General features: G+C 72.0%; 11 protein-coding genes and 1 pseudogene. 7 read left to right on the plus strand and 5 right to left on the minus strand.

What is annotated here, in order from left to right:
• Nucleotides 1-3 precede the first annotated feature (3 nt).
• A complete protein-coding gene (locus H958_RS0123045; RefSeq protein ID WP_028060375.1) occupies nucleotides 4-1,521 on the minus strand; it encodes a bifunctional ADP-dependent NAD(P)H-hydrate dehydratase/NAD(P)H-hydrate epimerase in 1,518 nt (505 codons plus the stop codon).
• A 36-nt stretch (nucleotides 1,522-1,557) separates the two neighbouring features.
• Nucleotides 1,558-2,244 (minus strand): response regulator, encoded by a 687-nt coding sequence (locus H958_RS0123050; RefSeq protein ID WP_028060376.1) that lies wholly within the window; start codon nucleotides 2,242-2,244, stop codon nucleotides 1,558-1,560.
• Nucleotides 2,245-2,449: 205 nt separating this feature from the next.
• On the opposite strand from H958_RS0123050, the gene H958_RS0123055 reads away from it, so the two are divergent.
• The 6 genes from H958_RS0123055 (at nucleotide 2,450) to H958_RS0123080 (ending at nucleotide 7,674) form a co-directional block, all read left to right on the plus strand.
• Complete coding sequence (locus tag H958_RS0123055; RefSeq protein ID WP_028060377.1) at nucleotides 2,450-2,743, plus strand: ferritin family protein; 294 nt, start codon at nucleotides 2,450-2,452, stop codon at nucleotides 2,741-2,743.
• Nucleotides 2,744-2,771: 28 nt separating this feature from the next.
• Entirely contained in the window at nucleotides 2,772-3,269 is a 498-nt protein-coding gene (locus H958_RS48925) for an acyltransferase (protein ID WP_037411232.1), read from the plus strand.
• Nucleotides 3,270-3,672: 403 nt separating this feature from the next.
• Nucleotides 3,673-4,332 carry an RNA polymerase sigma factor gene (locus tag H958_RS43935; protein WP_081686187.1) on the plus strand — a complete coding sequence of 220 codons (660 nt, stop codon included), beginning with the start codon at nucleotides 3,673-3,675 and terminating at the stop codon, nucleotides 4,330-4,332.
• Nucleotides 4,329-5,462 (plus strand): DegT/DnrJ/EryC1/StrS family aminotransferase, encoded by a 1,134-nt coding sequence (locus tag H958_RS0123070; protein ID WP_196807505.1) that lies wholly within the window; start codon nucleotides 4,329-4,331, stop codon nucleotides 5,460-5,462. The genes H958_RS43935 and H958_RS0123070 overlap by 4 nt, the downstream gene beginning before the upstream one ends.
• A 6-nt stretch (nucleotides 5,463-5,468) precedes the next feature.
• Nucleotides 5,469-6,530 (plus strand): Gfo/Idh/MocA family protein, encoded by a 1,062-nt coding sequence (locus H958_RS0123075; RefSeq protein ID WP_028060380.1) that lies wholly within the window; start codon nucleotides 5,469-5,471, stop codon nucleotides 6,528-6,530.
• 202 nt (nucleotides 6,531-6,732) lie between these two features.
• Complete coding sequence (locus H958_RS0123080) at nucleotides 6,733-7,674, plus strand: hypothetical protein (RefSeq protein ID WP_028060381.1); 942 nt, start codon at nucleotides 6,733-6,735, stop codon at nucleotides 7,672-7,674.
• A 7-nt stretch (nucleotides 7,675-7,681) separates the two neighbouring features.
• On the opposite strand, the gene H958_RS43940 is transcribed toward H958_RS0123080, so the two are convergent.
• Together H958_RS43940 and H958_RS48440 are read right to left on the minus strand one after the other, a co-directional pair.
• Nucleotides 7,682-9,583: a LamG-like jellyroll fold domain-containing protein gene (locus H958_RS43940; RefSeq protein ID WP_051324711.1), complete on the minus strand. Its 1,902-nt coding sequence runs from the start codon at nucleotides 9,581-9,583 to the stop codon at nucleotides 7,682-7,684.
• A gap of 145 nt (nucleotides 9,584-9,728) precedes the next feature.
• Entirely contained in the window at nucleotides 9,729-10,637 is a 909-nt protein-coding gene (locus H958_RS48440; RefSeq protein WP_231379350.1) for a LamG domain-containing protein, read from the minus strand.
• 52 nt (nucleotides 10,638-10,689) lie between these two features.
• Here H958_RS48440 and H958_RS48445 point away from each other — a divergent pair, with 52 nt between their 5' ends.
• Nucleotides 10,690-11,133, plus strand: coding sequence for a hypothetical protein (locus H958_RS48445; protein WP_231379351.1), 444 nt, complete (start codon nucleotides 10,690-10,692; stop codon nucleotides 11,131-11,133).
• Between the two features lie 140 nt (nucleotides 11,134-11,273).
• On the opposite strand, the pseudogene H958_RS49180 reads toward H958_RS48445, so the two are convergent.
• A pseudogene (locus H958_RS49180) lies at nucleotides 11,274-11,537 on the minus strand (NosD domain-containing protein); the annotation flags it as partial.
• Nucleotides 11,538-11,565 lie beyond the last annotated feature (28 nt).

The following is an 11,565-nucleotide window of genomic DNA, read 5'->3' on the forward strand; positions in this document are numbered from 1 at the left end:
AGGTTAGGCGCTCAGCGCGGCGGGCAGCGCCGCGATCACGTCCGACGCGATCACCGCATCCGGCCCGTGCGGGGCCGCCGCGAGCTGCCCCGCGCGCAGGTGCACGTAGACTCCGGCGCACGCCGCCGTGGCGACCGGCATGCCCTTGGCGAGCATCGCCCCGATCACGCCCGAGAGCACATCGCCCGTCCCGGCCGTGGCCAGGCCCGGCGCGCCGCCGCGCGAGACCGCCACCCGCCCCGACGGCGCGGCGACCAGCGTGTCGTCGCCCTTGAGCACGACGAACGCCTTCGAGCGTACCGCCGCCTCGCGCGCGTGACGCAGGCGCGCGCGCTCGACCTCCTTGGAATCCACCTCGAGCAGCCGGCCGAGCTCCCCGGCGTGCGGCGTCAGGACCGTCGGCCAGCGCCGCTGCGGGAGGAGCTCGTCGAGGTGCCCCGCGAGCGCGTTGAGGCCGTCGGCGTCGATCAGCAGCGGGAGGTCGATCCGCGGGACGACGGCCCGGACGAGCGCCTGCGCGTCCGGGTCCTTCGAGAGCCCCGGCCCGAGCACGACCGCGTCGGCGCGCGCGGTCGCCTTCAGGACGGGCTCGACGCCCGCCGGGTCGAGGTGCCCGGCGCCGTCCTCGGGCAGCCCGACCATCATCGCCTCCAGCAGCCGCACGGTGAAACTGAGCTCCAGGCTCGCCGGCGCGCCGACCGTCACGTAGCCTGCGCCGGTGCGCATCGCGGCCAGGGCGGACATCGAGGGCGCGCCGGTCAGCCCGCGCGAGCCGCCGACGATGAAGACGTTGCCCGAGGAGAACTTGGTCGACGAGGCGCCGCGCCGAGGCATCTCGCGCAGCACGCCGGCGCCGATCAGCCCCGCCTGCGGCTGCACCGGCCCGCCGCGCGGGATACCGATGTCGATCGTCTCGACGTCGCCCGCGTACGCCTTCCCCGGGTGGACGGACAGCCCGAGCTTCGGGCGGTGGAACGTCGCGGTCGCCACGCAGTGCACTGCCGGGCCGGGAACCTCACCGGTCGAGGCGTCGACGCCGGACGGCGCATCGCACGCGATCACCGGCGCCGTGGCCGCCTCCATCGCCTCGATCACCTTGTCGGCCGGCTCGCGCGGCGAGCCGGAGGAGCCGGTGCCCAGCAGCGCGTCCACGATCACGTGCGCGCGGTCGAGCCGGCCTGCCTCGAACGGCAGCGGCTTCGCCCCGGGCAGCCGCTCGAGCTGCGCCTGCGCGTCCTCGCCCATCCATTCCGCCGGCCACACGAGCAGCACCTCGACGTCGCGGCCGGCCGCGCGCAGATGGCGCGCGGCGACGACGCCGTCGGCGCCGTTGTTGCCCTTGCCGCAGACGATCGCGATCCGCCCCGCCGGCGCCCGTCGCGCCACGACGCCGGCGAGACCTTCGCCGGCGCGCTCCATCAGCTCGGAGCCGGGGATGCCCTTCTCCTGCATCGCCCAGCGGTCGAGCTCCTTCGTCTCGCCCGCCTCGAGCAGCGGCTCCATCCAGCGCGGTAGGCCCATGTGCGCCGGAACGCTACAGGGGCGGGTGGGATCGCCCTACGCGACGAGGCCAGACAGCGTGCGCAGGCGCGAAGCGGCCTGCACGGCGTCCTCGCGCGAGTTGACCTCGAGCTTGCGATAGAGGTTCTTCAGGTGCGAGCGCACGGTCTCGGGCGAGAGCACGAGCGTGCGCGCGATCTCGTCGGTCGTCGCTCCGGTCGCCAGGAGGTCGAGGACCTCCCACTCGCGGTCTGTCAGCCGCGAGCGCACCGGGCGCAGGCCGGCGCCGCCACGCGGCGCGGCGCGGTACTGCTCGATCAGCTGCATCGCGAGCCGGCGCGAGATCGCGGCCTCGCCCTCGATCGCGCCGCGCAGCGCGCGCGGCAGCGCGTCGAGCTCGACCTCCTTGGAGAGGAAGCCGGCCGCGCCCGCTCGCAGGCCGCGAAGCCCGAGCTCGTCGTCGCCGGCGCCGGTGAGCAGCACGACGCGGATCGAGGGGTCGTTCTCGTAGATCCGGCGCGTCGCCTCGATGCCGTCCATCTCGGGCATCATGAAGTCCATCACCACGACGTCAGGGCGATAGAAGAGCGCCAGCTCTACGGCTTCCCGGCCGGTCGAGGCTTCGGCGATCACGGTCACGCTGGCACGCTGGAGCGTGTCACGAATCAGGCGGCGAACGAGCGGATCATCGTCCGCAACGATCGTCCGCAGCGCATTCTCTTCGTTGTCATCCCTGTCGATCAAGTCCGGATCCTCCTGGTCCGCGGCTTCCCTGCTTGGCGAGATCCTAGGGATGTGATCGGCCGCTCGGGGGATTTTTCTCCCGCAGCGTCATCGGACATCCGGCCAGCGGGTGACTTCAGCCACCCACGCATGGGAGGAAAAGGCCCGAGGGGCGAGGGAGAACACCACCTTTCGCAGGGCACGCGAACGCGCCACCCTGGAGGGCGTGCCGAACCATCCGGGCCACCCTGCGACCAGCGCGAGCCTGCGAGACCTGCGAGATGACGGGATCGACCAGACGCTGCAGAACCTGCTGCGCGCGCTGACGCTCAACCTAGAGCTGCGCGCGCGCTATCGGGTGTTCGAGTTCGAGGCCTCGCAGGACGGGCACCCGGAGGTCGCCCGCCTGTTCCGAGGACTGCGCCAAGCCGAGTCCGAGCAGATCGCCGAGCTGATGGGCGGCCTGCACGAGCGCCTCGGAAGCATCGACGTCGCACAGCCCGGCCACCACGGCGGCTGACGCCATCCACTCGGACTACCCTGCGCGGATGCCCGACGCCCCCAGCAACGACGCGCCGTACCGGCTGATCGACGACGTCGAGTTCGGCGAGAACGTCGTGGTCTACTCGTTCACGAACCTCTACGGGTGCAGCATCGGGGACGACACGCGCATCGGCACGTTCGTCGAGATCCAGCGAGGCGCCCGGATCGGCGCCGCGTGCAAGATCCAGAGCCACACGTTCATCTGCGACGGCATCACGATCGGCGACGGCGTATTCGTCGGCCACGGCGTGATGTTCATCAACGACAAGCGCCCGCGGGCGACAGCCGACGGCGGCGCGCTCCAGACCGAGGACGACTGGGAGCTGCTGGAGACCACGATCGAGGACGGCGCGAGCCTCGGGTCCGGCAGCGTGATCCTCGGCGGCGTGACGGTGGGGGCGGGCGCGATCGTCGGCGCCGGCGCCGTGGTGACGCGCGACGTGCCCGCGGGGGCGACGGTGGCGGGAGTGCCCGCCCGCGTCCCTGATTCCTCATTCGCCTGACCGCGCAAGTGCGGCTACCCACACCGCGTTGGTTCGGATAGGCGACCAACGCGGCTTGATGGGGTAGCGACCTCCCCCACCGTGGGGCACCGGCGTCCCCCGCACGGCTCAACCCTCACCCGTACCGGGGTGAAGAGTTCCCGCGAGGCCCAGACAAGGTTCCCCTTCCAGCAGCGTCCTCCGAAAACCAGACTCCGTAGTGCGGTTAGGGCGACGGCGAGCCGTCTAAGACCACCCGCCGCCGCACCGCACCAAACAGCGCGACTCCGACGCCAGACCAAGCGACCCGGACCCGCGCCAGCAAGCTTCGCCGGCTCTGACCAGGCCGGCACCAAGTACGCCGGCCTGTGAACGCCCTCCCCGGGGCGCAGGACGTCGCACGGACGACAGGCAGGAGGACACGATGTCAGCCCACGCGTATCTCAAGAGCAGCGATCCTGGACAGGCGGGAGTGCTGACCGGGCGCTTCCGCCGCGCCGGCCGCCTCACGGACGATGAAGCCGGCAACCGCGCCGTCGCCCAGGCCGTGGCACGCGCCAAGCAGGGCGACCGAGAGGCGCTCCGCTACCTGTACGTCCACTACGCCGACCACGTCTACGGCTACGTCGCCTCGATCGTGCGCGACGACTATGAGGCGGAGGACGTCACGCAGCACGTGTTCGCGAAGCTGATGACCGCGCTGCCCAAGTACGAGCCCCGCGAGGTTCCGTTCTCGGCGTGGATCCTGCGCGTGGCCCGCAACGTCGCGGTCGACCACATGCGCCAGCGCCGCGCCATCCCCTGCGAGGAGGTGCGCGAGCTCGACACCCGCCAGGAGGACGACGACGCCGGCCGCATGCGCACCCTCGGGCTGCGCGACGCCCTCGCCACGCTCCCGGAGGAGCAGCGGCAGGTCGTCGTCATGCGCCACCTCGTCGGACTCACCCCGGGCGAGATCGCCGGCCGCCTCGGCCGCACCGAGCCCTCGATCCACGGCCTGCACCACCGCGGCCGTGGCGCCCTCCGTACCGCGCTCTCCGAGATGGAGTGCGCCCCCACTATCGCTCGAAAGGTTGCCGCGTGAGCCTCACTGAAACGTCCACCGGGCTCGCACCGATCCCCGTCACCCGTCTCGATCAGGCCGATCCGATCCTGCTCGAGCAGCTGCTGGAGGTCGTCGGGGCCGTTGCGCGCAAGGGGGCCTTCACCATGGGCTCCGAGCTCGAGGCCTTCGAGTCGGAGTTCGCCGCCTACTGCGGCTCTGAGCACGCCGTCGGGGTCTCCTCGGGCACGGAGGCGATCTCGCTCGCGCTGCGCGCGCTCGAGATCGGCCCCGGCGACGAGGTGATCGTGCCGACGAACTCGTTCATCGCCACGGCCGAGGCCGTGAGCTGGGTCGGCGCGACGCCTAAGCTCGTCGACGTCGACCCGGACAGCCACCTGCTGACGGCCGAGGCCGTCGCGGCGGCGATCGGCCCCCGCACCCGCGCGATCATCCCCGTGCACCTGATGGGGTCGACGGTCGACCTCGACGCGATCCTGGACCTCGCCGGCGAGGCCGGCCTGCGGGTGATCGAGGACACGGCGCAGGCGCACGGCGCCTACCACCGCGGACGCCGCGTCGGCTCGCTCGGCGACGTCGGGTGCTTCTCGTTCTACCCGACCAAGAACCTCGGCGGCTGGGGCGACGGCGGCGGCATCGTCACGAACGACGAGGAGCTGGCCGCGCGCGTGAAGCTCCTGCGCTCGCACGGCGAGTCACCGCGCTACCACCACCGCATCGTCGGCACGACGGCGCGCCTGGACGCGCTGCAGGCCGCCCTGCTGCGGGTCAAGCTGCGCCACCTCGACGACCGCAACGCCGACCGGCGCCGCCTCGGCGCCGCGCTGCGCGCCGGCCTGGCGGGCACGAGCGTCGAGCTGCCCTCGCCCGCGTTCGAGGGCGGCGACCACGTCTACCACCTGTTCATCGTGCGCAGCAAGCAGCGCGACGCGCTGCGCGCGCACCTCGAGCAGCACGGCGTGTCCAGCGCCGTCCACTACCCGTTCCCGATCCACCGGACGGAGGCCTACGGGCCGCTGCCCGAGGGGAGCCTGCCGGTCGCCGAGCGGCTGGCGGAGGAGATCTGCACGTTGCCGCTGTTCCCGACCATGTCCGAAGACGACGTCGCTCGCGTGGTCGCGGCCGTGGCGTCCTTCGATTCCGAGGAGTGAGCCAAGATGGCCCGAAGGTTCGTCTCAGTCAATAACGCTCCCCTCCGGACGGCGGTCGTCGGCTACGGCTACTGGGGTCCCAACCTCGTCCGCAACGTGATGGAGCGGCCCGAGCTCGAGTTCGCCGGCCTGTGCGACCGCGACGCCGGCCGCGCGGCCGCGTTCTCGGCCCGCTACCACGGGCAGCCGGTCTTCAGCGACCTGGACGACGTGCTGGCCGACGACGCCATCGACGCGCTCGTGGTCGCGACGCCGCCGCGCACGCACCACGCGATCGTCCGCGCCGCGCTCGAGGCCGGCAAGCACGTGCTGGTCGAGAAGCCGCTCGCGACGACGTCCGAGGACGCGATCGACCTGCTCGAGACCGCCGCCCGCCACGACCGCACGCTGATGCCGGGCCACACGTTCGTCTACAGCCCGCCCGTCAACAAGATCAAGGAGCTGATCTCCGCCGGCACGCTCGGCGAGGTGTACTTCGTCACCTCGTCGCGCATGAACCTGGGCAAGTACCAGGCCGACGGCGTCATCTGCGACCTCGCGCCGCACGACCTGTCGATCCTGCTGTACTGGCTCGACGAGCCGGTCGTCGAGGTCGCCGCCACCGGCCGCAGCGTCTTCCAGGCCGGCGTCCCGGAGACGGCGTTCATCACCCTCACCTTCGCCAGCGGCGCGAACGCGAACATCCAGGTCTCCTGGCTGGCTCCGCGCAAGGTGCGCGAGATGACGATCGTCGGCTCGAGCCGCATGGTGCAGTACGACGACACGGCCGCCGACGAGGCGGTGCGCGTCTTCGACCGCGGCATGGAGTTCGCGCCGCCGAAGACGTTCGGCGAGTACCAGCTCACCTACCGCAGCGGCGACATGGTCGTCCCGCGCCTGGAGGCCGCCGAGCCGCTGAGCCTGGAGCTGGCCGACTTCGCGCGCGCCATCCGCACGGGCGCCGAGCCGCGCTCGAACGCGCAGCTCGGGCTGGAGATCGTGCTGGCGATGGAGGCCGCCGAGGAGTCGCTGCGCCGCAACGGCGAGCCGATCGCGGTCGAGAACGTCCCGCTGCGGGTCGCCGCCTAGCTTCACCCGACGAACGGCACCGGCCCTGCGCCGGTGCCGTCCGCCGGGTCTCAGGCCGTCCGGCTCTCGCCGGACGGCCTTTTTCGTTCTCGCGGCCGCTCGAGCCCGCTCTCCGATACCTTCGAGCGCTCGCGGAAGACGTCACGTCCCCGCCCCGTTCTTAGGGTGTATCTCTCAGGCAGGGAGCAGCTGAGTCAGCCGCATGGAACTCGTCACCATCCTTCAACAGCTCTGGCGCCTGCGCCTTCTGGTGGCGATCGCCGCGGTGCTCGCCGTGGTGCTCGGCGGGCTCACCGCATACCGCCCCGGACTACCGCCGAAGAGCCGCCAGTACAGCGTCGGCATCGCATCGGCCCGTGCGCTCGTCGACACGCCCAACTCGCAGGTCGTGGATCTCGGGGTCAAGGACGACGCGAACGCCGGGGTCCTGCCCGCGCGCGCCGTCCTGCTCGCGAACCTGCTGGTCTCGTCGCCGCTCAAGGACGAGGCGGCCAAGCGTGCGAACGTGCCGGCCGACCGGCTGATCGCGATCGCCGACACCCCGACAGACGGCGCGCCGGTGGACAACCAGCTGACGACGGGCGCGAGCGTCAAGGCGACCGACCCGCAAGCCAACGTCCTGACCGCGCACACGGACGAGTCGCTCCCGCTGATCACCGTCAACACGCAGGCGCCGGATCCGCAGACCGCGGCGCGGCTTGCAAACGCGGCGATGGACGTGCTCGAGTCACAGCTGTCCTCGCTACTGGCCGGCGGGAACGTCCCGTCGGATCGCCAGATCGTCCTCAAACGGCTGGGCACCGCTCGCGCGGGCAATCAGCAGCGTGGGCCCTCGTCCGCGATGGCGATGGCCGTGACGATCATCCTCTTCCTGCTCCAGTGCGGCCTGCTGCTCGCGACCATGGCAGTCCTGCGCGCGTGGCGGGCCGCCTCGGCGGCCCCGCAAGCGAGGCCTGAGTGGGAGGAGTGGGAGGCGTTTCCGATCGAGGACCCTCGCCAGCTCGAGCTCCCCGCCGCGGTGGACGGCGATGCCTCCGAGGAGCCCGCGCCTGACGTCGGGCCCGCGCCCGAGGTGGCGGGTCCCCGTCACGGATGGGCTGAGCGGCGGCCCGCGGGGCCCGCCGCCTGGGACCGTCCCGCCTGATCGCGGCTCACTCGACGGGCTGGCGCATGTTGCTGCGCAGCTCCGCCGCGCTGAGCGCGCGCGAGTAGATCCGGACGTCGTCGATGCGGCCCTTGAAATGCCGGCCGGCGGCCGCGCCGATCGTCAGCGCCCCGGGGCCAGGCTCCAGCGGCTTCGAGCGGACGCGCCTGACGAGCCGCCCGTCCACGTAGAGCCGCGCCCACATGCCGTCGTAGGTGGTCGACAGGTGCGTCCACCCGCCGGCGAGCCGCCGGGCGGCGCGGACGACCTTGCCGCCGGCGAGCCTGAGGGCCGCGAGCCGTCCCGATCCGTCGCCCGCGTAAAGCGCGAACGAGGACGAGCGCCCGCTCCGCTTGGCGATGACGGGGCTCCACCGGCGCGCGCCGCCGGCCGGGCGGACCCAAGCCTCGAGGGTCATGCCGGTCGTCAGGCGCAGCGAGGAGGCGTCGGCCACCACCATCGAGTCGTTGCGGCCGTCGAACGCGAGCGCGCGACCGCCGCGGCGCCCGGGCCGCACCCGTGCGGCGCCGCGGAGGCGCCCGTCGTTGCCCATCCCGGACGCGTCACGCACCCTGGCGCCGCTCCGCTCGTCGAATCCGTATGCGGCGACGAGCCCAAACGAGGACGCGGAGCCGCCGGCGCCGGGCGCGAGGGAGTTGCCCTGTCGCTGCGCTGCCCCCGGCGTTCCCGTTCCAGCTCCCGGCGTCCCGGATGCGCCTGAGCCGCCCGAGCCCGCCGAGCCTCCCGGGCCGCCCGGAGCGCTGCCGCCGGCCGTCCCGGTGACGCGCGCGCCGCGATCGGTGCCGTCGCTCGCGCTGCCCTTTCCGAGCGAGCCGGCGGCGAGCGCGAACCCGGCGAAGGTCGCCGGCCGGGCGCCGCCGACGAAGGCCGGCTTGCCGCGCAGGTCGCCGGCGCCCGTGCCCGTGGCGTTCGTGAGGAGGTTGTGGTCCTCCTGGGCCAGGCCGCGCGAGGTGCCGTCGCAGAGGCAGATCTGGGTGAGGATGTTGTCGACGAGGATCGTCCCTGTGCTCGCCGGATCGCCGGCCTTGTTGCCGAGGAAGAGGATGCCGCAGCGCTGGTTGTAGTCGCACGTGCCGTTGTCGAGCAGCGTGTTATGGCGCAGCACGGAGCCGTTGTCGGACAGCAACGTGATCGCGTACGGCGAGCCGGTGACCGCGAACACGTTGTCCTCGACCGTCTCGTGATCGGCACCGTCGGCCGCCATGATGCCGACGGCGACGTCGTGGAAGTAGTTGCCCCGGACGACCGTGCCCGAGGATCCATAGAGCTGGATCGAGTCGGCGTGCACCCCGGACGCGCCGTCGAGCTGATTGATCCCCGTGAACTCGTTACCGATGATCTGCGCGCCGCGCGCGCCGTTCTGGATGCCGTCGGAGTTGCCGCCGGAGAAGAACGAGTCGCGGATCGTCACGCCCGCCGGCCGGCTCGTCTTGCCCGCCAGCTCGACCCGGCCCTCGTAGCACGTGCTGCACGCGACGAACCCGCTGTGCGTGTTGCGCTCGAACAGGATGTTCGCGTCGCTCAGCTCTCCCGTCCGCAGCACCGCCTGCGAGCCGTCGAAGCGGCTGTTGCGCACGGTCAGGTTCTTGGACGCGGCGTTCCCGATCGTCAGACCCGTGATCGCGAGCCCGTCGAGCGTGATGTTCGACGCGGGCTGGAAGTCGACCGACATGGACGCCGTAACGCCCGGCGGCGCCAGCACCGTCACGTTCCCGGGCTTCTGCGCCCCCGTGAAGCGCCCGTAGCTGCCGGGGCCGAGCACGACGACGTCTCCGGCCGTCGCAGAGGCGAAGACCTGCACGAAGTTGGCCGGCGTCGCGGGGAGATTCGCGGCGGCGGCGGGAGCGGCCGACGCGAGCACCGCCACGATCGGGGCGAAGCCGATCATACGACCGCGCCCAGGCAACCGGAGCGCGAGGATCTTCCTCAGTCGACAGTCCATGACCGCTTGGACGCGCCACGCCGGATAGTGGCGTGGCGCATCTAAGCAGATCGGCCGGTCGGCCGCCGTCACGTGCGGCGGCCTCTTTACATCAACTGCCCGGGCCGGCCATGCCCACGTGGGTCAGCATGTCGCCGCGCAGCTCCTGCGCGCTCAGCGCGCGGGAGTAGATGCGCACGTCGTCGATCACGCCGCGGAAGCCCGTGCCCACCGCGCCGCCGATGCTGAGCGCCGACTTGCCGGCCGGCAGCGCGCCACCCGGCGCGAACGCGCGATCGAGCACACCGTTGACGTACACCCGGACCTGCGCGCCGTCGTAGGTGAGCGCGAGGTGCGTCCAGCGGTTGGCCGCCGCTGACGCCCGCACGCCGATCGCGTCGCGGCTCGCGCCGGACGCGAACGCGAGCCCGAAGGCGCGTCCGGAGACCTCCGCGGCCGCGGCGCCGCCGACGCCGTCGAACACGACGGGCGTTCCGGCACGGCTTCCGGCGGCCGGGCGCAGCCACGCCTCGAGCGTGACCGGCGAGTCCTCACGCAGCCCGCGCGGGCGATCGAGCGACACGCGATCGGTGCCGTCGAACTGCAGCGCACGCCCGCCCTTGGCGACCTTGGTGCGCTTGGCACCGTGGATCCGGCCGTCGTTGTCGGCCGTCGACGCGTCGCGGACCGTGGTGCCGCTCGCCTCGTCGAACGCGTACGCGGCGACGAGCCCGTCCGTCTCCTCGGCGCTCGGAGCCGAGCTCATCGCGCGGGCGCTGCGCCCGCTCAGCTTGGGCTTGACCGCGAACGAGCGGACCTGCGAGCTCGTGTCGCCGTCGATGTCGCGGACGATCAGGCGGACGTACTTGGTGTCGGCCGACTCGAACGCCTTCGAGAGCTTGCAGCCCTTCGCGGTGTCCCACACGATCGAGCCGGTCGCGTTCTCGAACGACCACGTGCACGAGAGCGCGGGGTCACCGGTCGACCGCGTGCCGTCGAGCACCACCGGCGTCCCGACCACCACGTTCGACGGCGCTGTCCAGACCGCGCGCGCCGGTGCGTCCGGGGCGGGCGTGGCCGTCGGGGCCGGCGTGCCGGCCGGCGTCGCCGTCGGCGTGGGCGTCGCCGTCGGCGTGGGCGTCGCCGTCGGCGTGGGCGTCGGCGTCGGCGTCGGCGTCGGCGTCGCAGTGGGCGTCGGCGTCGCGGTCGCCGTGGGCGTCGCGGTCGGCGTCGGAGTGGGCGTACGCGTCGGCGTTGCGGTCGGCGTGGGCGTGGGCGTGGGCGTCGCGGTCGGCGTCGGGGTCGGCGTCGGCGTGGCGGTCGGGGTCGGCGTGGGGGTCGTGGACGCGTTGACCGCGGCGCCACGGTCGCCGCCATCCGACGCCGAGCCCTTACCCAACGAGGTCGCCGTCAGCGCAAACCCATCCAGCGAAGCCGGCCGCGCCCCACCGACAAACGTCGGCGTCCCGAGCACGTCAAAAGCCCCCGAACCCTTCGCCTTGGTGAACAGATTGTAATTCTCCTCACCATAAGACTGACTGCCCTCCGGCACATCGATCCGCGACACGATGTTGTCCTTGACCACCGTCCCCGTACCACCCGGCGACCCCGTCTTGCTCCCCAGCCGCAAGATCCCGCACGGCAAGCTGTAATCACACGCCCCGCCATCCGCCGAAGACGTCAGCAACGTGTTATTGCGGATCACCGACCCCGTATCCGACATCACCGCCATCGCATACGGATACCCATCCGTGACCACAACGTTGTCCTCGATCATCTCATGATCAGAACCATCCCACGCCGCCACCGAATCCGGCACGTTATAAAAGAAATTCCCGCGAATCACCGTGTTCTTCGACCCATACAACTGAATCCCATCGACATGCACCCCCGACGCCCCATCCGTCTGATGCATATCCATGAACGTGTTATTCAGAATCTGAACCCCG

The organism is Candidatus Solirubrobacter pratensis (assembly GCF_000425945.1).
GTDB lineage: Bacteria > Actinomycetota > Thermoleophilia > Solirubrobacterales > Solirubrobacteraceae > Solirubrobacter > Solirubrobacter pratensis.